This is a genomic window from Komagataeibacter melaceti, from assembly GCF_003403295.1.
GTDB lineage: Bacteria > Pseudomonadota > Alphaproteobacteria > Acetobacterales > Acetobacteraceae > Komagataeibacter > Komagataeibacter melaceti.
Genome location: NZ_QUWV01000065.1, coordinates 36,296 through 59,792 on the forward strand (window position 1 = coordinate 36,296; position 23,497 = coordinate 59,792).

A 23,497-nucleotide genomic window follows, 5' to 3' on the forward strand; every position below is an offset into this window, starting at 1 on the left:
ATACCGCTCAGGAGCGGAAGCGGCGGTGATAATCCGCGTTATACAGCGCGCTTTCACGGAAATCCTGCGTGCCCAGCGCGGGGCCGACCAGCACCAGCGCCGTGCGTTCCACCGGGTTTGTGGCAAGCTGTTCGCTTATGGTGGCCAGCGTGCCGCGCAGCACGAGCTGGTCGGGCCATGTGGCGCGCGCGACAATGGCCACCGGGCAGTCCGCGCCATATAGCGGGGTAAGGTCGCTCACGATCTGGTCCAGCACGTGAATGGCCAGGTGGATGGCCAGCGTGGCCCCGGTCGCGCCGAAGGCGGCCAGCTTCTCACGCTCCGGCATGGCGGAGGCCCGGCCGCTGACCCGCGTCAGCACCACGCTCTGCGCCACTTCCGGCACGGTCAGTTCCCGCCCCAGCACCGAGGCGGCAGCCGCGAAGGCGGGCACGCCGGGGGTCATCGTCCACGGGATGCCGTGGCGGTCCAGCCTGCGGATCTGTTCGGCCACCGCGCTATAGACCGACAGGTCGCCCGAATGCAGGCGCGCAATGTCCTGTCCCGCCGCATGGGCCTTGATATATTCCTGTTCGATCAGGTCCAGCGTCAGTGGCGCGGTATCCACCAGCCGGGCATCGGGCGGGCAGTGTTCCAGCATCTCAGCCGGGACGATCGACCCCGCGTACAGGCATACCGGGCACCGCGCCAGCAGGTCGCGCCCGCGAAGGGTCAGCAGGTCGGCGGCGCCGGGGCCCGCGCCGATGAAGTGTACGGTCATGCATCCTCTCCCTGTGCCATGGCACATGTTGCGTGGGTGCCGGTCATGCGCGGCACGATCAGCCTTGAATGTGCGCCCGCCGCCGCCAGCGCGCAGCCTTCCGCCACCGAGGCCACGCCCACGGTCGCCTGCGCACGGGCGGAACGGGTGACGCAGCGCGGCTGGGCGGCCAGCAGGTCGGCGGGGGTGACGGCATGCAGCCGCAGGCCCAGATGGGCCATGGCCGCCTGCAACCCCGCCTCGCGGTAGCGGAAGGCGGGCACGGCCACAAGGTCCGCCCGCCGCCCGGCGCGTGACTGCGCGGCTAAAAGCAGGTCGATGATGGCCTGCATGTCGCAATTGCTGCGCAGGCCCAGTCCGGCCACGATCACGCGCGCGGCCCGTCCGCACGGCGCACGGCGTAGGTGGTGACACCCATGCCGGGGCGGAAGGCGTGAAAACGCCCGATCGGCTCCAGCCGCTCCACATGCATGCGGGTCAGCGTGCCGCCCCATTTCGCATGCGCGGCCATGACCGCCGCCTCGCTTTCCAGCGTTACGGCATTGGCCACCAGCCGCCCATGGGGGGGTAGCACCTGCCATGCCGCATCGAGCATGCCGGGATTGCTTATGCCCCCGCCGATGAAAATGGCGTCAGGGGGCGGCAGGCCATCGGCCAGCATCCGGGGCAGGATGTCCGGCGCGCTGCCCGCCACGACCCGCAGCGCGGGCACCCCGAGGTTGAGGGCGTTATGCGCGATCCGCGCGCCGCGCGTGGCCGATTTTTCAATGGCGATGGCGCGGTTGGCGGGATGGCGCAGCATCCATTCAATGCCGATCGAACCGGAACCGCCGCCAATATCCCACAGCGTCTCCCCCCGGCGCGGGGCCAGCGCGGACAGGGTGGCGGCGCGGATCTCGCGTTTGGTGATCTGCCCGTCATGGGCGAACATCGCATCAGGCAGGCCGCAGGCCAGCGGGATGACCATGGCGTCACGGTCGGCCACGATTTCCAGCGCCATGAGGTTGAGCCGGGGCGGGCGGGGCGCGTCATCCCCCGCCATTGCCGCGACCGTCGCGGTGTGGCGCGTCTGCCCCGGCCCGCCCAGCGCGCCCAGCACATGCATGACGGATGCCCCGAAACCACGCCCCAGCAGCCAGCGCGCGAAGGCCTGCGGCGTGCCTTCATCGGCGGACAGCACCACCAGCCTGCCGCCGGGTTGCAAGGCGGGGGCCACGGCTTCCATCGGGCGGCCGCACAGGGAATGGAGGCTGACATCCTGCTCCGCCCAGCCCAGCAGGTTGCACGCCCGCGCCATGGCGGAGGGGGCGGGCAGGCACAGCATTTCCTCCATGGGCAGGTATCGGCGCAGCGTGGCCCCGACCCCGAACAGGAACGGATCACCCGATGCCAGCACGCAGGCGGGTCTGCCGCGCCAGCCCAGCAGTTCACGCACGCCATCGGCAAACGGGTGCGGCCATGCCAGCGTCCGGCCCGTGACCAGCGGTGCCGCAAGGGCAAGGTGGCGCGCGCCCCCCGCCACAAGCTCCGCCCCCGCAATCAGGGCGCGGGTGGCGGCGGGCAGGCCCTCGACACCGTCCTCCCCAATGCCGATAACATGCAGCCATGGCGCGTTCATGCGGCACCTACTGGCAGGGAAAAGGGGAAGGGATGCGGGTTCTCGTTCTGGGCGGCACGACGGAGGCCCGCACGCTGTACGGCCTGCTGGAAAGGCAGGTGGCGCGTTTTCAGGTCACGGTTTCGCTGGCCGGGGCCACGCGCGCGCCCGTCCTGCCCGCGCTGGAAGTTCGTATTGGCGGCTTTGGTGGTGTTGAGGGCCTGCGGGAATGGCTGGTGGCGCAACGCATCGATGCCGTGGTGGACGCGACCCATCCCTTCGCCGTGCGGATGAGCGGCAACGCGGTGCAGGCCTGCGCGCAGGCGGGCGTGTCCCTGCTGCGGGTCGAGCGCCCGGGCTGGACACCGGTAGCGGGGGACCGCTGGACCATCGTGCCCGACATGGCGGCGGCGGCCCGCGCGCTGGGTACGACCCCACGGCGCGTGCTGCTGACGGTGGGGCGCAAGGACCTGCTGCCGTTCCACGATGCTGGCCATCATGACTGGCTGCTGCGCAGCGTGGACCGGCCCGATGACAGCCTGCTGCCTCCCGGCGCACGGGTGCTGCAGGCGCGCGGCCCCTTTGACGAGGCGGCGGAGGAAGCGCTGCTGCGCACCGAGCGGATCGGGGTGATCGTGACCAAGAATTCCGGCGGCAGCGCCACGGCGGGCAAGCTTGCGGCCGCGCGCGCGCTGGGGGTGGAGGTCATCATGGTGGCCCGTCCCCCGGTCGCATCCGCCGCCGTGGTGCCCGACGCACCGGCCGCCATGGCGTGGCTGGAACGGCTTTACGCGCACGGGGCATCCACCCGGCGGGAGGTATAGAGCCATTTTTCCCCATCCGCGCGGGTGATGACATGCGTCAGCGGGCAGCCGATCAGGACCAGCGTGCTCATGTCCACCTGTTCGGGGTCGGCATGGGCGATATCGGTCAGGATGACCCGTTCATCCGCCCGCCCGATGGCGCGGGCAAAGGCCACGGGCACCGTGCCGGGCACGATGGTGCGCAGCAGGGCGAAGGCTTCCCCCAACTGGTCCGGGCGCGCTTTCGAGCGCGGGTTGTACAGCGCGATCACCAGCCCGGCCTGTGCTGCCGCCGCCAGCCTGCGGTGGACGACCTCACGCGGCTTGAGGTTGTCGGACAGCGAAATGACGCAGAAATCTCCCCCCAGCGGCGCGCCCAGCCGGGCGGCGGCGGCCAGCACGGCGGATACGCCGGGAATGACCGTGACATCCACCCCCCGCCATGCGGCGGGGCCGTGGTCTATCGCCTCGAACACCGCGCTGGCCATGCCGAACACGCCCGCATCCCCGCCGGATACGACCGCCACCGTCCGCCCCGCCAGCGCCAGTTCCACCGCATGGCGGGCGCGTTCGATCTCCACGCGGTTGTCACTGGCATGGCGCACCACGTCCGGCCCTGCCTCCACACGCGCGACATAGGGGGCGTACCCGATCAGGTCGGTCGCCTGCGCCAGTGCCGCGCTGGCCTGCGGGGTCAACTGCTCCACGTTGCCAGGGCCAAGCCCCACGACATAGATGCGGCCCGTACTGTTGCTGTCCGTCATCGCGCCGCCTCCCGGCCGGGTACGAGGATGATGGAGAAATAGGGGGCTGGTCCCTCCATTTCCGTCAGCTTCATGCAGCGCTGCTGCGGCTGGGTGGCGCGTTCGACGTAGATCGCACGTTCCTCGCGCCCGGCATGGCGCAGGGCCTTGCGTACCTTTTCAAGGTTGCGGCCCAGCTTCATGATGACGGCGGCATCGGCCTGCGCCAGCCGTTCGGCCAATGTTTCCCCGTCCAGCGTGGCGGGGATGACGCTCAGCACGTCATCACCATGCACCATGGGGCGCTGTGCGGCGGACCAGCAGCCGGCCATGGCGGTGATGCCGGGTACCACGGTGCAGTCAAAGCGCGGGTGCAGGCGGTCGAACACGTACATGGCCGAGCCGAACAGGAACGGGTCACCCTCGCACAGCAGGGCCACGTCCTGGCCCTTGCGCAGGTGGTCCGCGATCCGGTTGGCGCAGTCATCGTAAAACGCGGCCATGCGCACAAGGTAGGCCGGGTCGCTGACCGGGATTTCCGTGGTGAACGGATAGGCGAAACGCAGGGTCTCGGCATGGGGGGAGAGCATGTCACCCGCGATCTGGCGGGCGTGGCCGGGCCGGTCGTGGCGGCAGAACCATGCCGCGACCGGGGCTTCACGCAGCAGGCGCGCGGCCTTTACGGTCATGAGTTCCGGGTCTCCCGGCCCCATGCCGAGGATGGACAGGTGGCCGGGTGTCATTCCGCCTCGCTTGCCAGCGCGTTGACGGTGGCGGCCGCCATGGCGCTGCCGCCAAGCCGCCCCCGCACGATGATGAAGGGCAGGTCACCGAAGTCGGCTAGCGCTTCCTTGGATTCGGCGGCCCCCACGAAGCCCACCGGCATGCCGATCACCGCCGCCGGGCGGGGTGCCCCCGCGCGGATCAGTTCAAGCAGGTGGAACAGCGCCGTGGGCGCGTTGCCAATGGCCACCACGGCCCCGGCCAGGTCATCGCCCCACAGGTCCATCGCGGCGGCCGAGCGGGTATTGCCGATTTCCCGTGCGATTTCGGGCGTGCGCGGGTCGCGCAGGGTGCAGATGACAGGGTTGTCGGCGGGCAGGCGCGCGCGGGTGACGCCGTGGGCCACCATGTTCGCATCGCACAGCACCGGGCGACCAGCCAGAAGGGCCGCGCGCGCGCTGGTCACGAAATCGGGTGACATGCGGATGGCCTTCGTCACATCCACCATGCCGCAGGCATGGATGATGCGCACGACCACCCGTGCTTCCTCGGCGCTAAGCCCGGCCAGATCGGCCTCGGCGCGGATAATGGCAAAGGAACGGGCATAGATCGCCGCCCCGTCATGAATGTAGTCGTACGGTTCCGTTTGCGCGGTCATGCCGGTCCAGTTCTCCCGTTCCGTGGCGTGGTGTCCTGAGGCTGCGGGGGCCAGCCCCGCACGATCGGATGTATCTGTGCCAGTGAAAGCCCGCTGTCTACAGGCGTATCGTCCGCCCGGCCATGCGGGCACAGACCATAGCCATGCGCCTGCGCCACCAGTGTGATGTCCGCGCGCGCCGGGTGGGCGCATCCCTTGGTGCAGCCCGAAACATGCAGGCTGACCCCATCGGGCAGGTCGGGGGCCAGATGCAGTGCGTCCGCCACCACGTCATGCGCGGCGCACGCGCAGCCCCGCGCGCCGATGCACGCCCATACGCGCAGGCGCGGGTCATCTGCGCGGGTGATGAGCCCGGCAATGGGTGGCGGGGTGGCGCAGTCTTCCAGCACCATCGTGCGCCACGGGCCGATGCGCATGTGGCCATTGCCCGCGCTGTCGCACCATCCGGCCACGGCCTCGAGCACGCTGGCGTCGATCGGGCCGGGGGGCAGGACGGCGCCCATGGCATGGCCGGGCAGGGGACCGGCCAGCGGGGGGGCATGCCCGGCCGCGGCCGGGACAGGGCGGGTGGCGTCCAGCAGCCCGGCATGGGCAAAGGCCGCCCGCGCCCGCGCCGGGTCGCGCAGCGTGCGTGCCGGTGGGGTCATGGCCGCGAGTGCGTGTGCGATGGCAAGCACGACGCGGGCGACATCGCCGCCCGCGCAGGGATAGGCCCGCTCCCCGCACACCACCAGCCAGCCATTGCCTTCGGCCCGTGCCATGATGTCCGCCCGCAGCGTGCCGGCCGGGACATATCCGCCGCAATCCACCGCGATCAGGAACTTCGCTGGCAGGCCACATAGCGTAACGGCACCGGCAAGGGCTGTATCCAGCGCGCGGATGACATCGGGCGCGTCCTGTGCCGCCTTTGGATCGATCCCGGCCAGCGGGGAGAGCAGCAGGCCACGCCGTGCCTCGGTCTCGGCATCGGCGCTGGCCAGCCCGGCATTCCGCATGTCATGGGCGAAGGCGCGGGCGCTGTCCGGTGTCAGGCCGCGCAGTTGCAGGTTGCCCCGGCTGGTCAGTTCGATCAGCCCATTGCCGTGGCGGCGCGCAGCCCGTGCCACATGGCGCGCCTGCGTGGTGGACAGGCGGCCCAGCGGCGGGCGCACGCGCACCAGCCAGCCATCGGCGGCTTCCATGGGGGTGTGCAGGCCGGGGCACCAGCCGCGTATGCCGGGGGGAAGGGTCATGGCGTGGAATCGAGCAGCATGGCGGCGCTGTTGCTGCGCGGCCGCCACAAATCGCGCCGCAGGGCATCGGCCATCAGGCGGCGGATGGCGGCATGGGCGTCCGGGTTGGTCTCACGCATGAAGGCATCCATCTCCGGGTCATCAAGCAGGGCGGCGAAGGTCAGGTCGAACTGCCGGTCAAAGCGCGCGGGCACCGTCGCGGCAAAGCCATGCAGCGCCGCCATGCCGCGCGCGATCTCGGCCGTGCCGCGATAGCCGTGGCGGCGCATGCCCGCAAGCCATGCCGGGTTGGCCAGCCGCCCGCGCACCACGCGCGCCACTTCGTGCACCGTGGCGCGCAGGCGCGGGGTTTCGGGGCGGGAGGTATCGCCATGCAGCAGGCGGGGCGTATTGCCCAGCATATCCGCTGCCGCCGCCATGCCGCCCTCATGCGTGGCCATGTCCACGCTTTCCAGAATGTCGGTTTCGGCATGGTCGTGCACATGCAGCAGCACGGCGGCATGCGCCATGCGTTCGGCCAGCGCCTGCGCATCCTGCCTGCCTTCGCGCCCGCCGCCATAGGTCCATGCCGAACCTTCCAGCCATGCCTGCCCCAGTTCGGCGGGCGTGCGCCATGCGCCGCTGGCCAGCGGGTCTTCCACGCCGGTGCCGTAGGCGCCGGGGGCCGCGCCAAACATGCGCGCGGTCGCGGCATGGCGGGCGGCGCCTGCCAGCCCGGCGGTGCTGGCGGCCAGCGGGTTGAGGTCGGGCGCTTCAAAATCGCGCGCGGCAATGGCCTGCACCGCCTGTTCAAACAGGGCGATCTGGCCGGGGAACGCATCGCGGAACAGGCCGGACAGGCGCAGCGTCACGTCCACGCGCGGGCGGCCCAGCTCCGCCATGGGAATGACCGTAATGCCGCTGACCCGGCCCGATGCGCCATCCCACACCGGGTGCACCCCCATGAGCAGCAGCGCCAGCGCCAGGTCCTCGCCCCCCGTGCGCAGGCTGGCCGAGCCCCACAGGTCAATGACGAGGCTGCGCAGCGGTTCGCCCTGGTCCTGGAGGTGCCCCTCCAGCAGCAGGGCCGCCGTGCGTTCGGCCAGCACCAGTGCGGAGCGGGTGGGAATGGCGCGCGGGTCCATGGCGTACAGGTTGCGCCCGGTGGGCAGCACGTCGGCGCGGCCACGTGTGGGCGCCCCCGCCGGGCCTGCGGGAATGAACCGGCCATCAAGGGCCGCGAGCAGTGCCGCGCTTTCTGCCCGCCCACATTCATGCAGGCGCGTGGCGATGCCATCGGGGGGCAGGTTCCCACAGGAGCGGGCGATGGCGCGCGCCAGTTCATCCGTGCGCGGGGGGGGATGGCCAAACACGTGCAGCCCGTCGCGGATCTGCAGATCCTTTACGTCACACAGATAGGCGTCGAGCCGGGCGAGGGCCTCGTCCTCGTCATCGGTGCGGGCAACACCACTTTCGCCCAGCAGGCCAAGGCTGTCGGCGCGTTGCAGGATCTCGCCACGCAGGATCGCCCCGCGCCTGCGGTCAAGGCCATCGGCTGCGGCGTATTCATCAATCAGGCGTTCCAGCTCGCCCGTATCCGCCCCGCCCGTTGTGGCGGGGACGATGGGCGGGGTCATGTGGCCGATGGTGACCGCTCCCAGCCTGCGCCGCGCGGCGGCGGCCTCGCCCGGGTTATTGACAATGAACGGGTAGATCACTGGCAGCCCGCCCACCAGTGCGGGGGACCAGCACCCGGCGGAGGGTGCCGCCGCCTTGCCCGGCAGCCATTCCAGCGTGCCATGCGTGCCCAGATGCACCATGGCATCCAGTTTCATTTCATGGCGCAGCCACAGATAGAACGCGACATAGGCATGCCGGGGCGGTGTATCGGGGTCATGGTAGCCCGCATGCCGGTCGCTGGTGGCGCCACGGTCGGGTTGGAGCGCCATCAGGACATGCCCGAGCCGGAGGTGACGCAGGTGGAACCGGCCGTCCCGGCAGGCCGGGTCCTCCTCCGGCGCGCCCCAGCAGGCGGCCAGCGCATCACGCAGTTCCGTAGGCAGCGCGTCCAGCCATTGGCGGTAGGTCGCAACCGACACGAAGGGTGTTGCGGGTGTGCGGGCCAGTGCGTGGGCAAGCTGTTCGGATGTGGGGAGCGGGGGGGCGCCTGTCGCGTATCCTGCGCCGTGCAGCAGGTGAAGGATGTGTTCAAGGCTTGCGAAACTGTCCAGCCCCACGGCATGGGCGGCCTGCCCGCTGGGTGCGCCCTGCGCGCCGGGATAGTCGGACAGGATGATGCCGACCCGCCGGGCCGCGGGCGGTGTGTGTCCCAGCCGCGCCCAGCCCGCCGCGCGGGCGCAGGTCAGCGCGATGCCGGGGGCGTAGGGCGCATGGCGTGGCGGCAGGTCGGGGGCCGTTTCCTCCTTGAAGGAGATGGGGAAGGCGGGAATCCGGCCATCGAGTTCCGGCAGCACCACCTGCATGGCCAGATCGGCCTGTGACAGCCCGCGCACGCTGTCACGCCATGCCGCATGGGTGGTGCCGGGCTGCTGCACCTGCAGCACGGGCACGCCCGCCATGTCGAGCGGGGAATGACTGTCCTGCCCGCCGCGCGTGGCGAAGAAGGTGGCGTTGATGATGACATCAGGCGGGGTCTGCGTGATCCGGTCTGCCACCACCCGGGCCGAGGCCGCATCCTTGAGTGAGGTGACATAAAGCAGGTCCGCCCCGATCCCGTGGCGGGCCAGTTCGCTGGCCAGCGCCGTGATGGGGGCGATGTCACCCGCCAGCAGGTGCGTGCGGTAGAAGACCACCATCGCGCGCAGGGGCAGGGCGGGGTCCGCCGCGTGCAGCAGTTCCGCCGCTGGCAGCGCCACGGGGTCGGTTCCGTCATCCGGCCCGCACCCGGCCAGATGCGCCATGAGCCGCAGGGCGGCGGCCATGTTGGCGCTGCCACCCGTGCGCATGAGCAGGTCAAGCCGGGCAAGCTGGCCCTCCGGCACGGTGGACAGGCTGGCAAGGCGCGGGTCATCACGCCCGTCACCCGCCACGAAGGCCAGGGGAATCCCGGCCTCCCGGCAGGCGCGGGCCAGTTCCTCCGCCCCGTAGCGCCAGTAATCCACCCCCCCGAGCAGCCGGACCACAACGCAGCGCGACTCCATGATGGTATCGGCCACGTACAGGTCGATCGACATGGGGTGCCGCAGCCGTGACAGGCTGGCGGTGCGCAGGCTCACGCCGGGTGCGGCCTGTGCCGCATGGGCAGCGTTCAGGCACAGCAGGTCACTGTCCGAAAAGGACAGGAACACGATGTCCGCCGGGGCATGCCCCAGATCTTCCGCCTGATCGCCGTCATCCAGCGTGCGCACCTCACGCGCGAGCAGATGCATGGTGGCCGTCCCGTCCTGCTGCCGTCCGTCCGCGCTTTACGCCTGCGCCAGCGCGGCCGCAATGGCGGCCTGGTCCATCCCCTTGCACCCGATCACCACCAGGTCACCCGTGCGCGGGGCGTCCGTGGCGACGGGCTGGTCGAACTGGTGGCGGAAGCGGCTGCCCACGCCCTGCACCGCCAGGCGCATCGGCTTGCCGCGCACGCAGGCGTAGCCTTTCATGCGCAGGATGTCGTGCTGTTCGGCCAGCGCCTTCAGCCGGTTGATGAAGCCTTCCACGCTGTCCTGTTCGGGGATGGGCAGGACGAAGCTTTCAAAATCATCATGCTCATGCTCGCCGCCTTCCGCATCGTGGTGGGAGGGACGGGCGGCGAGGTCATCTTCCGCCGCTGCGTCAAGGCCGAGCAGGATGGTCGGGTCAACCTGCCCGTCGGTTGCGCGCACGATCTTGACGGCGCGCGGCACCTCGGCGCGGATGGCGGCCTCCACCGCATCGGCCTGCGCGGGGGTGAGCAGGTCCGCCTTGTTCAGCACGATCAGGTCGGCGCACAGGAGCTGGTCCTCATACACCTCGGCCAGCGGGTTGTCGTGATCGAGCGAGGGGTCGGCCGCCTGCTGGCGCGCGACTTCCGCCGGGTCATCGGCAAAGCGGCCATCGGCCACGGCGGGGCCATCCACCACCGTCACCACGCCATCCACCGTCATGCGGGTGCGGATGGTGGGCCAGCCGAACGCCTTGAGCAGCGGCTTGGGCAGCGCCAGCCCCGATGTCTCGATCACGATATGGTCGGGCGGGGTCGCGCGGTCGAGCAGGGCTTCCATGGTGGGCAGGAAGTCATCGGCCACGGTGCAGCACAGGCAGCCATTGGTCAGTTCGACAATATCCTCATCGCCGCAGCCCTCTATGCCGCAGGCGCGCAGCGTGTCGCCATCAATGCCCAGCGTGCCGAATTCGTTCACGACAATGGCGATGCGCCGCCCCCGGGCATTGGCCAGCACATGGCGCAGCAGCGTGGTCTTGCCCGCGCCCAGAAAGCCGGTGATGACGGTAACGGGCACCTTGGCGCGCGCCGTGGCGGAAGTGTTCATGGCGATCAGGCTCCAGAAAAAAGGGAAGCGGGAAAGCGGCCGCGCACCATGCCCGACAGGCTGGCGGGGCGGCGCGAGGGCATGACGGTGCCGCTGCGCGATGCGGCGTAGGCGGTAATGTAGGTCAGCAGGTCCGCGGCCTTCTCCGGGCCAAGGTCCGCCAGCAGCCAGCCCCATTTGCCCGGTGTTGCGACCACGGCGGTACAGCCGCTGTCACACGCGGCAAGGCAGTTGACCTCATGCACCACGACGTCCGGGTTGCCGGCGGCCAGCGTGGCCAGCGCATCATGCAACTGGCGGCCCTGCGGGTTGTCGGACGCAGGCAGGCCACGGCGGCAGGTCACACAGACATGCACATGCACTGGCACATGCACCGATGTGGATTGTGGCGGCTGTTGCGGGGGGGTGGTCATGCTCCATGCCCTTTCGCGGCGTTGCTGCGCGCAGGCAGCGTGCAAGGCGGGGTGCATGTTCAGGCGCGCCACCACGTGCGGGACAGGGCGGCGGCCCATCGCGCGCCGGGCACCCCGCCAGCCATGCGATCAGATTCGGTTCCGGCCCGGCCATGATGTTCATGGCGCGGCCCCGATGGCAGGTCTCCTGACTCGTGGCGGAGGGTGTGACCCTCATTTCCGGCTGCCTTCCCGGCCCCGGCAATACGGGACCAGTGACAGGACCAGCCCATTACGGAGCGGGCCGGAAAACACCACCTACAGTTGCGGGGGCAGTGACGGCCTTGCCCGGGGGCGCACCGTCTTCCCTATTCTCCCGGTGAAGGGAACCATCAGGCGCGGATTTAGACGATTGTCCGCCCCGCTGTCAAAGCGACTCCTCCAGTGGCGTACCGGTGCAGCTGACGCGCCACATGGCATGGCGGGTCAGCACCGTGCGGCTGTGCGGCGCGATGTCGAGGCGCGGGAGCATGGCCGCCGTGCCGCCAAGTGCCGCGATCACGATGGCCCTGATGACCGTCGCATCCGCCAGTGCGGTCAGGTGCCGCGGGGCGGGGGGAAGTTCCGCCAGCCACGCCGCCACGCGCTGCATGAGCATGCTCCGGCTTTCACCCCCCGGCGGGGCGAAATCGGGGTCCGACACCCAGCGTTCCAGATCAGTGGCGGGCATGTCCTTCAGCGCGCGGCCCTGCCATTCCCCCATCGCGGCCGTGCGCAGGGCCGGGGCGGGGTGGAACTGCCCGGTCCTGCCCGCAGGGCACGATTCGGCGGGCCATAGCACTGTGCCCGTTTGTGGCAGGTGGGCGGCAAGGCCCGGCGGCAGGTCAGGGGGTGAGGCATCGGGAAAAACGCCGTGGCGCACGCAGGCGGGGGCGGGCAGGGCGAGGCAGGTCAGGATCTGGGCCATCAGCGTGTGCCCCGCATGTGGGGAAAGGGTGGGTTATGCAATGCGACGATTGACCTTCCGTGCCGATTATTGGAAACATGACGCCAGATCCGGTTGGGCGGGCGTGGCGTGCCACGTCATGGCCCCTGCATACTGCTCCGGGTCGTGCCTGATCCATGGAGTTTTCCAGCATGAGCCAAGATACATCCGTCCTGTCCGCCGGGCGCATTGCCGCGCCGCAGGTTTCCATCCCGGTGCGTGAACTGATGCCGTGGGGTGTGTTCGGTCTGGTTCTGGCTTCGCTGCTGCTCTACTTCGTCGGGGCCGAGCAGGGGGCGACTTCGCTCGTATCCGGCCACTACGTGCATGAATTCGTGCATGACGGCCGCCACCTGCTGGGCTTCCCCTGCCACTGATTGCATGACACTGGCGGGGTAGGGGGTTCACGCCCCACGCCATGCCTTGTGACCGAACGGCATTTCCACCCGGAAATGCCGTTTTTTCGTTCAGGCTACGTTCACCACGGCGCGGCCCCGGACATGACCGGCCAGGATGCGGGGTGCGAGCCCGATGGCGTCCGCCAGTGTCACGTCATGCAGCATGCTTTCCAGCAGTGTCGGGTCGATGTCGCGCTCAAGCCGCGCCCATGCCGCCATCCGCCGGGGGCGGGGGCACATCACGCTGTCGATTCCCTGTAGCCGCACATTGCGCAGGATGAAGGGCGCCACCGTAAGCGGCAGGGCCATGTCCGCCGCCAGCCCGCACGCCGCCACCGTGCCCCCGTACTGGATGGATGCGCACATGCTGGCCAGCGCCGTGCCCCCTACCACGTCAATCCCGCCCGCCCAGCGCACGCGGTCCAGCGGCCTGCCGGTCGGGGCCAGTGCCTCACGCGGCAGGATCTCGCTTGCGCCAAGGCGGGTAAGATAGGCATGAAGCTGCGGGCGGCCCGTAACCGCCACGACCTGAAACCCCAGCCGTACCAGCAGCATGATAGCCATGCCCCCAACCCCGCCCCCTGCGCCGGTCACGATGACCGGGCCGCTGGCGGGGGTCAGGCCGCCTTCCTCCAGGCTCATGACGCACAGCATGGCGGTCAGGCCCGCCGTGCCGATTCCCATCACCTGCCGCGATGACAGCCCGGCAGGCTGCGGCAGGAGCCACCGCCCCGGCATGCGCGCCATCTGCGACAGGCCGCCCCAGTGGTTTTCCCCCAGCCCCCAGCCGGTAGCCATGACCCGGTCCCCCACGCGGTAGAGCGGGTCATCCGATGCGCTGACACGCCCGGCCAGGTCGATGCCCGGAACCATGGGGAACTGCCGCACCACCGGCGCGCCACGGGTAATGGCCAGCGCGTCCTTGTAATTCAGGCTGGAATGATCGACCGCCACCGTCACGTCACCTTCCGGCAGGGCGTCGGGATCGACCTCTTCCAGCCGGGTGGTGAGTGTATCGGCGTCGCGGGTGATCATCAGGGCCTTGAACATGGACATGGACTTTCTTGATTGCTTGTGAACAGGCCGGTAAGGCTGCGCCTTTCATGCAATATTCAGGCACGCCTTCCTATTCACAGCCGCCTGTCTTCTCAGGAACGTGAAAGAAGGGATCTGGAAAACTCCTGATTCCAGAAGGATGTTTTCTTAAGGCCATGTGGCCTGCCACACATGGGCTGGCAAATCAGGACAATTTTAGTGCCTGTTTTGGAATTGTGCAGGGCTGGTGTGATTTTCCCACGCTTCTCCGGGGGCGGGCGGTGTGGTGTGCTGATTATACAGTCACGATTGCACAGGCAGGAGGCATACCGGTGTCCGACGTTAGCGTTTCTCCCTCCCCCGTCCTTTCCTCCATGAATGCGCTGTGGCAGGCCCGCTACGGCACGCCGCCGCCCGCCACCCCCCTGCCGGAAAGCCCGGTGGCACGCAGCCTCATGACGCACCGCTCCGTGCGCCGTTTCAGCCCCACCCCGCTGCCTGATGGCGTGCTGGAAGCCGCCGTGGCCACCGCACAGTCGGCACCCACATCGTGCAACCTGCAGGCGTGGAGCGTGGTGGCCGTGCATGACGCCGCCCGCCGCGCGCGGCTGGCGAAGCTGGCGGGGGACCAGGAATTCATCACGCAGGCGCCGCTGTTCCTTGTCTGGATTGCCGACCTGTCGCGGCTGGAACAGGTGGGGCGGGCGCAGGGCCGCGAACTGCCGGGGCTGGACTGCCTTGATACATTCATGGCCAGCGTGATGGACGCCACGCTGGCGGCGCAGAACGCGGCGGCCGCGTTTGAATCCTACGGGCTGGGCACCGTGTATGTCGGCGCCGTGCGCAACCACCCCGAGGCCTTTGCCACTGAACTGGGCCTGCCGCCGCGCGCGGTGGCCATATCGGGCATGAGTGTGGGCTACCCCGACCGCAAGCACCCCACCGGCATCAGGCCGCGCCTGCCGCAGTCCACCGTCCTGCATACCGAGCGTTATGACCCCGCCGCCGCGAACGACCCCGCCACCATCGCGGCCTATGACCAGCGGCTGCATGCCGCCCGCGTAAGCCAGGGCCTGCCCGCACGCGACTGGACCGCGAGCGTGCTGGCCCGCATGGGCGATGTGGCCGCGCTGCATGGCCGCGAACACCTGCCCCGCAGCCTGCGCAGCCTTGGTTTTGTGCTGGGTCAGGAATGAAAGCAGGGGTCCTGTGCCGCTGGCGGGGTTGACCGGCGGAATGTTCTGGTGAACTTCTGCTGGTGCTGCCCGCGCGTGATGGCGGGCAGGAGCGCGCTCTGAGTATCGCGCCAGCGCCATGATGAAAGAGAAATAACGGCTATGGACAGCGCCACCACCCTTCCCTTCACGCTTTCCCCCAGCACCTCGCCGGTTCCGCCGCAGCGCCGGGCGGAGATTCTGGCCAATCCCGGTTTTGGGCGTGTCTTTACCGATAACATGGTCGTTATCCGTTATGAGGAAGGCAAGGGGTGGCATGATGCCCGCGTGCAGCCCTACGCCCCGCTGTCACTGGACCCGGCGGCGGCGGTGCTGCACTACGCGCAGGAAATTTTCGAGGGGATGAAGGCCTACCGTACGGCAGAGGGGCACATCACCCTGTTCCGCCCGCAGGCCAATGCGGCGCGCTTCCGCAAATCGGCTGAGCGGCTGGCCATGGCGCAGGTGCCCGAGGATCTTTTTGTCGAGGCGGTGCGCCAGCTTGTGCGCATTGACGCCGCATGGGTGCCCGGCAACCCCGATGAGAGCCTGTACATCCGCCCCTACATGATCGCCAGCGAGACGTTCCTTGGCGTGAAGCCCGCCGCGCAGTACCTGTTCATGGTCATTGCTTCCCCCGTGGGGGCCTATTTCGGGGAGGAGGCGGTCAGCGTCTGGGTGTCCGATTTCTGCCGCGCCGCCCCCGGCGGCACAGGTGAGGCCAAGTGCGGCGGCAATTACGCCGCAAGCCTCATGGCCCAGCAGGAAGCCAAGGGGCATGGCTGCGCGCAGGTCCTGTTCCTTGATGCGGTGGAGCGCCGCTGGATCGAGGAAATGGGCGGCATGAACGTGTTTTTCGTGTTCGATGACGGCTCCATCGCCACCCCGCCGCTGACCGGCACGATCCTGCGTGGCATCACGCGCGATTCGCTGCTGACGCTGGCGCGCGGCATGGGCCTGACCGTGCGGGAGGAACGCTACGCCATCGACCAGCTTTATGCCGATGCCGCGTCGGGCCGCCTGAAGGAAGTGTTCGCCTGTGGCACGGCGGCGGTGGTCTCGCCCATCGGGCGTTTCCGCGGGCATCGGGGCGAGGCGGTCATTGGCACGGGCGCGGGCATCGGCCCCGTTACCGAAAAGCTGCGTAACGCCCTGATCGGCATCCAGCGTGGCACCGCGCCCGACCCGCATGGTTGGGTGGAAAGGGTTCTCTGACCCACGACCCGGGCCGGTTTCAGGCCCGCTAATAACCGGGAATGCCGCCTTTGTTGAAAAAAGGCGGCACCCGGCAACTTCAGTCTTTCCATAAACCGTTCCCTGCATACGGTAACGACGAGGTTCGCCGCATGCAGGGAACCATGCGTCATTCCGCCGGTGTCACCGCTTCATCCACCGGCACGTAGAGGCGGTTGCCGCTGCTGCGGAACTCCTCCTTTTTCTGTTCCAGACCGGCTTCACGTTCGGCATTGGCGCGCAGGTCGTGGCTTATGCGCATGGAGCAGAATTTCGGCCCGCACATGGAACAGAAATGCGCATTCTTGTGCGCTTCGCGCGGTAGCGTCTCATCATGGTAGGTACACGCGGTATCCGGGTCGAGTGACAGCCTGAACTGGTCATTCCAGCGGAAATCGAACCGCGCGCGGCTGATCGCGTCATCACGGATGCGCGCCGCCGGGTGCCCCTTGGCCAAGTCGGCCGCATGGGCGGCGATGCGGTAGGTGACAACGCCCACCTTCACGTCATTGCGGTCGGGCAGGCCCAGATGTTCTTTGGGCGTGACGTAACACAGCATGGCCGTGCCGAACCAGCCGATCATGGCCGCACCTATGCCCGATGTGATGTGGTCGTAACCGGGTGCGATATCGGTCGTAAGCGGGCCAAGCGTGTAGAAGGGTGCTTCGCCACATTCACGTAGCTGCTTTTCCACATTGACCTTGATCTTGTGCATGGGCACATGGCCTGGCCCCTCGATCATGACCTGGCAGCCTTTGGCCCATGCGATCTTGGTCAGTTCACCCAGCGTTTCCAGTTCCGCGAACTGGGCGGCGTCATTCGCATCGGCAATGGAGCCGGGGCGCAGGCCATCGCCCAGCGAGAAGGCGACATCATAACGGCGCATGATGTCGCATATCTCCTCGAAATGTTCATACAGGAAGCTCTCGCGGTGGTGGTGCAGGCACCACCCGGCCATGATCGACCCCCCGCGTGAGACGATGCCCGTCACGCGCCGTGCGGTCAGCGGCACGTGGCGCAGGCGCACACCGGCATGGATGGTGAAGTAGTCCACCCCCTGTTCGGCCTGCTCGATCAGCGTGTCACGGAAGATTTCCCATGTCAGGTCTTCCGGCACGCCGCCCACCTTTTCCAGCGCCTGGTACAGCGGCACCGTGCCGATGGGCACCGGGGCGTTGCGCATGATCCAGTCGCGGATATTGTGGATGTTGCGCCCGGTGGACAGGTCCATCACCGTATCCGCGCCCCAGCGGATGGCCCAGACCATCTTTTCCACTTCCTCCGCCACTGATGATGTGACGGCCGAGTTGCCGATATTGGCGTTGACCTTCACCAGGAAGTTGCGCCCGATCACCATCGGCTCAAGTTCGGGGTGGTTGATGTTGGCGGGCAGGATGGCGCGGCCCGCCGCGATTTCGGAGCGCACGAATTCGGGCGTGACGAAGGCGGGAATGTCGGCCCCGAAATCCTCGCCATCGGCGCGGCGTTCCTCCGCCCCGTCGGCCATGGTGGCGCGGCCGAGGTTCTCGCGGTGGGCGGCGTAGATCATTTCCTCGGTAATGATGCCCGCGCGGGCGAATTCATACTGCGTGACCATCTGGCCCGGACGGCCCTCATGCACCGTATGGGGGGCAGGGCAGGGGGGGACAAGGTGTTCGCCCTGCGCGAAGCCGTTGTCTTCGGGGCGGACGGCGCGCGGGGTCACGGCAGGCAGGTCGCGCGCGGCGATCCATGGCGCGCGCACGGGCTCAAGGCCACGGCGCACGTCGATCTTCACGTCCGTATCGGTATAGGGGCCGGAGGTGTCGTACACCCGCACCGGCGGTTCGTTGGCGCTGGGTTCCAGTGCGATTTCACGCAGCGGCACGCGGATATGTGGGTGGCCTTCAGGTGATGACCAGATCTTGACGGACCCCAGGATGGGGCCGGTCGTGACATGGTCGGGAGAGGAAGGCGCAGTGACGGAGGTCATGGCAGTGCTCCTTGTTTTCTCTCCGACAGGGGGTGGGGAGAAAACCGGGGGCCGCGCAGGATTGCGCGCCTGACCTGTCACGCAGGGATGACAGCGACATGCCGATTGTCCGCACCAGTCCCTCCGCCGGTATGAGCCGGATCAGGTTCCCCGGAGCGCACCATGCGCCCGGAAGGGTCCCCGCACGCGCAAACATGTTGCGCCAGCGGTATCTCAGCCCTTTTTCAGGACTCCCCTTGGTCATTTCAGAATCATGAATCCCGCTGTTTTTGTCAATGATCTTGCTAATGGTGGGTCATGGGGCGTGAAAAAGAATTCGTGTGCTGATTTGCCACCGGCCGCGTTGTGATAGACTACGGGTGGAGAACATCTTTTTTCGGGGAAAGCAGGACAGCATGACAGGTAGCGTGATTTCAGACCGGATCGCACAGGGCAGCGGGCGGGTGCCGGCGGATACGGTCATCCGCAACGTCCGCCTGTTCGACCTTGTGACCGGGACGCTCCTGCCAACCGACATCGCCATATGTGGCGACACCATTGTCGGCACGCTGGACAGTTACGAAGGCGTCAACGTGATCGAGGGGTATGGCCGCATCGCGGTGCCGGGCTTCATCGACACGCACCTGCATGTCGAATCCTCGCTCATCACGCCGTTCGAATTCGACCGCTGCGTGCTGCCCCATGGCGTGACCACCGCCATCTGCGACCCGCATGAAATGGCGAATGTCCTTGGCCTGCCCGCGCTGGACTACTTTACGGCGGCGGCGCAGCGCACGGTCATGGACCTGCGCGTCAACCTGGCAAGCTGCGTGCCGTCCACCGCGCTGGAAACATCGGGTGCCACGCTGGGGGCGAAGGACCTGCTGGCCTACCGCGACCACCCCAAGGTCATTGGCCTGGCCGAGTTCATGAACATTCCCGGCGTGCTGAACTGTGACCCGGTCTGCATGGAAAAGCTGGAAGCCTTTGCCGGTAGCCATATCGACGGCCATGCCCCGCTGCTGCGCGGGCGCAAGCTCAATGGCTACCTGTCCGCCGGGATCACCACCGACCACGAGGCCACGGCAGCGGACGAGGCGCTGGAAAAGGTGCGCAAGGGCATGATGGTCCTGATCCGTGAAGGATCGGTTTGCAAGGACCTGCGTGCACTGGCGCCGCTGCTTACGCCGGTTACGTCCCCGTTCTTCGCGTTCTGCACCGATGACCGCAACCCGCTGGAAATCGCGCATGAAGGGCATCTGGATTACCTGATCCGCCTTGCCATCTCGCTGGGGGTCGAGCCGCTGGCCGCCTATCGCAGCGCCACGCTCAGCGCCGCGAATGCCTTCGGCCTGCGTGACCGGGGCCTGATCGCGCCGGGACGGCGGGCGGATATCGTCCTGCTTGATGACCTGCGTGAATGTCGCGTGTCGGATGTGATCAGCGCCGGGCGGCTGGTCAATGACGCGCTGTTTGCTGCGCGCGAGATCATTCCCCCCGTCGGCATCGACAGCATCAACCTGCCCGCGCCGGTTACGCCGCAGGACATGGCCATTACGGGCAGCGGCACGCAGCGCCCCGTCATCGGGCTGGTGCCGGGCCAGATCATCACCCCGTTCCTGCATGCCGACCTGCCGGTGCGTGACGGCGTGGTCCAGCCGGACCCGGCACAGGACATCGCGCGCATCTGCGTGGTGGCGCGCCATGGGCATAACGACAATATCGGCCGTGGCTTCGTGAAGGGGTTCGGCCTGTCCGGCGGTGCGCTGGCATCCTCCGTCGGGCATGACAGCCATAATATATGTGTGGTTGGCATGGATGACGCGGACATGGCCACCGCCGTCAACCACCTGGAAAAGACCGGCGGCGGGTTCGTGGTGGTGCGTGATGGCAAGGTGGTGGCCGACATGCCGCTGCCGGTGGCGGGGCTGATGAGCGATGCCCCGTTCGAGACCGTGCGCGACCAGCTTGAGGTGCTGCGCGCCGCCGCCCGCGCGCTGGGCTGCACGCTGGATGAACCGTTCCTGCAGCTTGCCTTCCTGCCGCTGCCGGTTATCCCGCACCTCAAGATCACGGATTTCGGCATGGTGGATGTCAACCGGATGGAACTGGTCTGACACAGCGGGGCGGGCAGGCCATGACCACAGCCGACGCCCCCGCGCGTGAGGCCATGGCCACGCTGCGCGCCTATCGGGCGGACTGGGTGCATTTCACGCGCTGGTGCGCCGATCAGGCGGTCGCCCCCATCCCCGCCGGACCGGATGTAGTGGCGACCTATCTGCGCAGCCTGACGGAATTCGCCCCCGCCACCATCCGCCGCCGCCTTGCCGCCATTGGCAAGATGCACCGCTTCAACGATGTGCCATGGAATGTGCGGGACACGCGCATCCGCACGGCACTCGCCGCCATGGTGGAACAGGCCCGCAGCCCCGCGCCCCCGCCCGGCGTGGTCACGCCCGACATGCTGCGCGCCATGGTCGCGCGGTGTGAGGACGGGGCCCGTGGCCTGCGTGACCGCTGCCTGCTGCTGTTCGGCTTTGCCGGTGCGCTGCGCCGTTCGGAACTGGTGGCCCTGCAGGTTGAGGATGTGCATGTCGAATCGGCGGCCGTGGAGCTGGACGTGCGTGACAGCAGTGGCGTCCAGCGCGTCATCCTGCCCCTGCCGCAGGAACGGGCGCTGTGCCCGGCGGCCGCGTTTGCCGCCTGGCAGCAGGTGGCGCACCGGCTGACGGGGCCGCTGTTCCGTGGCATTTCGCGCGGTGAGCGCGTGGGCGGTCGTGCGCTCACCCCCTATGCCGTGACCCGTATCCTCCAGCGTCGCGCGCTTATGGCCGAAGTGCCACCGGACAGCGCGGCGCGTCTCAGCGCCCATGCCCTGCGTTCGGGCTATATAATGGATGCATTGCGGCGCGGGGTGGATATGGATGAGCTGTGCCGCCACACCCGTTACCGTGACCCACGCGCCCTGCGCCCCTATGAACGCCAGCTTGCCGATGAGTGAGAACCTGCGCCTTCCCTGGGCCGACTTGTTTCCTACCCCCGTGGGGGAGGAGGACGCGCCTGCACCCCCCACCCGCAGCGCGCCGGGGCGGCGGGGGCGGCGGCCGCTTTCCGCTTGGCCCAGCCCGTCCGAACCCCCGCCATGGCAGTCATGGCGGCTGCTCGTTTACGGACCGGATGCGGCGATGGATGGTTTCGTAGTACAGGCAGCGGGACCGGGGTTGATCCCCTGGCCGTTCGATGCCGAGCGGGTGGAGGAAGATGTCTTTGCCCTCGCCATCGGTCCCCACGGTCCCGCGCGCGGGCGGCGCGGCCTGTCGGTGGAAGGCTGCCGCATCCTTGCCCGCCAGTTCCGTGCGGCGGCGGAAGTGCGCCATGCCCGCCTGACCATGCGGGGCACCGATTCCTGCCCGCTCGATTTTCACCGTCTGGTGCCCGTGCCCGAGCGGATCATCGCGCTTGGCGCCACGCATCCCGATGCGCGGGCCTGGCTGCGGGCGAACTGGGGGCTGGTCGAATCCCCCGTTCAGGTCCGTATCCTGCCGGGCCTGAAGGCCGGTCGCCGCCTGCCACGGGGGCACAGGGCCATCGTTTACGGCTTTTTCACCCGCAATGGCGCACCTGATCCCGTGATCCGCCGGCTGGAGGAACATTACCCCACGCTGGTTTTCCGCCTGACCGAACGCTCTTTGGCATGACCGGGCAACTCGCGCTTTTCGATGGCGTTCTGCCGGATGGTGAACCGGTCATCGTGCTTGATGCCTATCAGGGCGGGCTGTCGCACCTGCTGCAACTGGCGCATGGACACCAGATTGACCTGGCGCGGCTGGATATTGTTGCGCTGATCGAACAGCTTGCACAGGCCGCGCGGGAGCGGGCGTCCCTCCCGCTTGGCCTGAAGGCGCAGTGGGCGGTCATGGCGTCCGGCCTGCTGCTGCTGCGTTCGCGCCTGCTGCTGCCCGTGGATGATCCGCGCCAGCAGCATGCGGCACAGGAAGCGGCGGACCTGCGCACACGTCTGCTGGCGGCGGAAAGTGCGTCGCGCCTGGCAGGGTGGCTTGCCGCGCGTGAGCAGCTCGGGCGCGATGTGTATGCCTTTGGTGGTGCGGCGACGGTCGATGATGATGAAGCCGCGCAGTGGGAAGTGGACCGCATCGAATTCCTGTGGGGCTGTCTGGCGGTCTTTGATGGCAACTGGGGCATCATGCCGGTGGAGGCGCCGTTCTACGCGCCCGTGCAACTGGACCTGTTCTCGGTCGAGGATGCCCGCCAGCGTGTCCGCTCCTGTCTGGTGCGTGAGCGCGGGCGGGTGCCGCTGGTGCGTATGCTGCCCGACAGCGTGCGTGGGCGGGGCGATGGCCACCTGTCGTCAGGGCAGCGGCGTTCGGCATGGAGCAGTACGTTCGTGGCCTGTCTGGAAATGGTGAAGCAGGGCGAGGCCCGTGCCTACCAGAATGCGCCCGAAAGCCTGCCGGAGTTCAGCGGCGTGCCCGATGGTACCGTGGTGGACGGGACCGACTGAAAACAGGGGTGGCAGGGGCCGTGGATTCCCCCCGATTGCATTCCCGCACAGCCATTTCATATCTGTATGGCAACATAATTATACACTTGGGATATGGTGGGAAACGGTCTCGGATTTTTTTACCTGTTTTTTTTAACACTTTGCTTGACTAGGATTTTTTTTCGATCAAGCTGGACGAAACTTTTTTTAGTGACCTGCCGGACAGTAGGAAAAAACAGGTGTTCCGCAGGCTGTTTTCATCTCGGTCGCATGATCCGCGCGGCTGGCTGTTCACTTCAGTCGTTTCGCACAAAATCGGGGTTGATTTCGAGGTGTTAATAATGTTTATGGATAAAACGTGATGAATGAGGGGCTTGGTCTGTCATGGCGGTGTCAATTCGGTGCATACGCACCAGAATATGCACGGCCGGAGAGTACTGCTGTCGTGTTTTCCTGTTCCGCCAGGGGAAGCGATGGTCGTGCCGTGGCACCAGGCCGGGGAGAAAAAGGCGGATCGCAACAGTCGTTTCGTAGCAACTGGTCATACTCCCAAAGTAAACTTTAGTGAAATCAGAACATCCAGAATAATTTTGTAATAATCCTTCCTAAAAACTATGCCGTTCTGAGTGAGGTATGGGTATGACGTATGCGGAACAGAGTGACAATACACTACAAAAGGTGATAATTTTCGCCATTGTCCTTGTGTTCGAAGCGGCACTGGTAGTGGCACTCCTGTATGGCCTTCACTCACCGCCGGATGCGCCCAAGGAACCGGCGCGCCCACCGGTGCAGGTGAGGATGATAAAGGAACCACC

General features: G+C 67.7%; 22 protein-coding genes and 1 riboswitch. Of the genes, 8 read left to right on the forward strand and 14 right to left on the reverse strand.

The window, feature by feature from the left end; all coding sequences use genetic code 11:
• Positions 1 to 7: 7 nt before the first annotated feature.
• Genes cobM through cbiE form a run of 3 tightly spaced genes read right to left on the reverse strand, consistent with a single transcriptional unit; the run spans position 8 to position 2,378 of the window.
• A complete protein-coding gene (gene cobM, locus DY926_RS08505) occupies positions 8 to 760 on the reverse strand; it encodes a precorrin-4 C(11)-methyltransferase (protein WP_116702975.1) in 753 nt (250 codons plus the stop codon).
• Positions 757 to 1,131 carry a cobalamin biosynthesis protein gene (locus DY926_RS08510; protein ID WP_116702976.1) on the reverse strand — a complete coding sequence of 125 codons (375 nt, stop codon included), beginning with the start codon at positions 1,129 to 1,131 and terminating at the stop codon, positions 757 to 759. Before DY926_RS08510 ends, cobM begins: the two co-directional genes overlap by 4 nt.
• Positions 1,128 to 2,378 carry a precorrin-6y C5,15-methyltransferase (decarboxylating) subunit CbiE gene (gene cbiE, locus DY926_RS08515; protein WP_116702977.1) on the reverse strand — a complete coding sequence of 417 codons (1,251 nt, stop codon included), beginning with the start codon at positions 2,376 to 2,378 and terminating at the stop codon, positions 1,128 to 1,130. The genes DY926_RS08510 and cbiE overlap by 4 nt, the downstream gene beginning before the upstream one ends.
• 32 nt (positions 2,379 to 2,410) lie before the next feature.
• Here cbiE and DY926_RS08520 point away from each other — a divergent pair, with 32 nt between their 5' ends.
• Complete coding sequence (locus tag DY926_RS08520; RefSeq protein WP_116702993.1) at positions 2,411 to 3,181, forward strand: cobalt-precorrin-6A reductase; 771 nt, start codon at positions 2,411 to 2,413, stop codon at positions 3,179 to 3,181.
• Here DY926_RS08520 and cobJ read toward each other — a convergent pair.
• From cobJ to DY926_RS08560, 8 genes are all read right to left on the reverse strand, one after another.
• Positions 3,145 to 3,924 (reverse strand): precorrin-3B C(17)-methyltransferase, encoded by a 780-nt coding sequence (cobJ, locus tag DY926_RS08525; RefSeq protein WP_116702978.1) that lies wholly within the window; start codon positions 3,922 to 3,924, stop codon positions 3,145 to 3,147. The two genes, DY926_RS08520 and cobJ, sit on opposite strands and share 37 nt — an antisense overlap.
• Complete coding sequence (locus tag DY926_RS08530; protein ID WP_116702979.1) at positions 3,921 to 4,646, reverse strand: precorrin-2 C(20)-methyltransferase; 726 nt, start codon at positions 4,644 to 4,646, stop codon at positions 3,921 to 3,923. Before DY926_RS08530 ends, cobJ begins: the two co-directional genes overlap by 4 nt.
• A complete protein-coding gene (locus tag DY926_RS08535; protein ID WP_116702980.1) occupies positions 4,643 to 5,284 on the reverse strand; it encodes a precorrin-8X methylmutase in 642 nt (213 codons plus the stop codon). The genes DY926_RS08530 and DY926_RS08535 overlap by 4 nt, the downstream gene beginning before the upstream one ends.
• On the reverse strand, positions 5,281 to 6,516 hold the full coding sequence (gene cobG, locus DY926_RS08540) for a precorrin-3B synthase (RefSeq protein ID WP_116702981.1): 1,236 nt from the start codon (positions 6,514 to 6,516) through the stop codon (positions 5,281 to 5,283). The genes DY926_RS08535 and cobG overlap by 4 nt, the downstream gene beginning before the upstream one ends.
• Positions 6,513 to 9,884 carry a cobaltochelatase subunit CobN gene (gene cobN / locus DY926_RS08545; protein WP_116702982.1) on the reverse strand — a complete coding sequence of 1,124 codons (3,372 nt, stop codon included), beginning with the start codon at positions 9,882 to 9,884 and terminating at the stop codon, positions 6,513 to 6,515. Before cobN ends, cobG begins: the two co-directional genes overlap by 4 nt.
• Positions 9,885 to 9,920: 36 nt before the next feature.
• On the reverse strand, positions 9,921 to 10,973 hold the full coding sequence (cobW, locus tag DY926_RS08550) for a cobalamin biosynthesis protein CobW (protein ID WP_116702983.1): 1,053 nt from the start codon (positions 10,971 to 10,973) through the stop codon (positions 9,921 to 9,923).
• Positions 10,974 to 10,978: 5 nt separating this feature from the next.
• Positions 10,979 to 11,386: a DUF1636 domain-containing protein gene (locus DY926_RS08555; protein ID WP_116702994.1), complete on the reverse strand. Its 408-nt coding sequence runs from the start codon at positions 11,384 to 11,386 to the stop codon at positions 10,979 to 10,981.
• A gap of 160 nt (positions 11,387 to 11,546) precedes the next feature.
• A riboswitch (cobalamin riboswitch) is annotated at positions 11,547 to 11,774 on the reverse strand.
• 18 nt (positions 11,775 to 11,792) lie between these two features.
• The gene (locus tag DY926_RS08560; protein WP_116702984.1) at positions 11,793 to 12,332 is read right to left on the reverse strand and encodes a histidine phosphatase family protein; all 540 of its coding nucleotides are present in this window, start codon (positions 12,330 to 12,332) and stop codon (positions 11,793 to 11,795) included.
• Between the two features lie 170 nt (positions 12,333 to 12,502).
• Between DY926_RS08560 and DY926_RS08565 the strand changes: the two genes are divergently transcribed.
• A complete protein-coding gene (locus DY926_RS08565; protein ID WP_116702995.1) occupies positions 12,503 to 12,727 on the forward strand; it encodes a CbtB domain-containing protein in 225 nt (74 codons plus the stop codon).
• A 90-nt stretch (positions 12,728 to 12,817) separates the two neighbouring features.
• On the opposite strand, the gene acuI is transcribed toward DY926_RS08565, so the two are convergent.
• Positions 12,818 to 13,798 carry an acrylyl-CoA reductase (NADPH) gene (acuI, locus tag DY926_RS08570; protein ID WP_116702996.1) on the reverse strand — a complete coding sequence of 327 codons (981 nt, stop codon included), beginning with the start codon at positions 13,796 to 13,798 and terminating at the stop codon, positions 12,818 to 12,820.
• Positions 13,799 to 14,115: 317 nt separating this feature from the next.
• On the opposite strand from acuI, the gene DY926_RS08575 reads away from it, so the two are divergent.
• Both DY926_RS08575 and DY926_RS08580 read left to right on the forward strand, forming a co-directional pair.
• Complete coding sequence (locus DY926_RS08575; protein WP_116702997.1) at positions 14,116 to 14,979, forward strand: nitroreductase family protein; 864 nt, start codon at positions 14,116 to 14,118, stop codon at positions 14,977 to 14,979.
• A gap of 141 nt (positions 14,980 to 15,120) precedes the next feature.
• Positions 15,121 to 16,212, forward strand: coding sequence for a branched-chain amino acid aminotransferase (locus DY926_RS08580; RefSeq protein ID WP_116702985.1), 1,092 nt, complete (start codon positions 15,121 to 15,123; stop codon positions 16,210 to 16,212).
• Between the two features lie 148 nt (positions 16,213 to 16,360).
• On the opposite strand, the gene thiC is transcribed toward DY926_RS08580, so the two are convergent.
• Entirely contained in the window at positions 16,361 to 18,202 is a 1,842-nt protein-coding gene (gene thiC, locus DY926_RS08585; protein ID WP_116702986.1) for a phosphomethylpyrimidine synthase ThiC, read from the reverse strand.
• 395 nt (positions 18,203 to 18,597) lie between these two features.
• On the opposite strand from thiC, the gene ade reads away from it, so the two are divergent.
• The 4 genes from ade to DY926_RS08605 are packed head-to-tail and all read left to right on the forward strand — an operon-like array spanning position 18,598 to position 22,703.
• On the forward strand, positions 18,598 to 20,298 hold the full coding sequence (gene ade / locus DY926_RS08590; protein ID WP_116702987.1) for an adenine deaminase: 1,701 nt from the start codon (positions 18,598 to 18,600) through the stop codon (positions 20,296 to 20,298).
• 20 nt (positions 20,299 to 20,318) lie between these two features.
• Positions 20,319 to 21,182: a tyrosine-type recombinase/integrase gene (locus DY926_RS08595; RefSeq protein WP_116702988.1), complete on the forward strand. Its 864-nt coding sequence runs from the start codon at positions 20,319 to 20,321 to the stop codon at positions 21,180 to 21,182.
• Positions 21,175 to 21,879 carry a hypothetical protein gene (locus DY926_RS08600; RefSeq protein ID WP_116702989.1) on the forward strand — a complete coding sequence of 235 codons (705 nt, stop codon included), beginning with the start codon at positions 21,175 to 21,177 and terminating at the stop codon, positions 21,877 to 21,879. Before DY926_RS08595 ends, DY926_RS08600 begins: the two co-directional genes overlap by 8 nt.
• Positions 21,876 to 22,703, forward strand: coding sequence for a segregation and condensation protein A (locus DY926_RS08605; RefSeq protein WP_116702990.1), 828 nt, complete (start codon positions 21,876 to 21,878; stop codon positions 22,701 to 22,703). The genes DY926_RS08600 and DY926_RS08605 overlap by 4 nt, the downstream gene beginning before the upstream one ends.
• Before the next feature lie 520 nt (positions 22,704 to 23,223).
• Here DY926_RS08605 and DY926_RS17680 read toward each other — a convergent pair.
• A partial coding sequence (locus tag DY926_RS17680; RefSeq protein WP_206609041.1) for a hypothetical protein occupies positions 23,224 to 23,497 on the reverse strand: 274 nt, incomplete at its 5' end.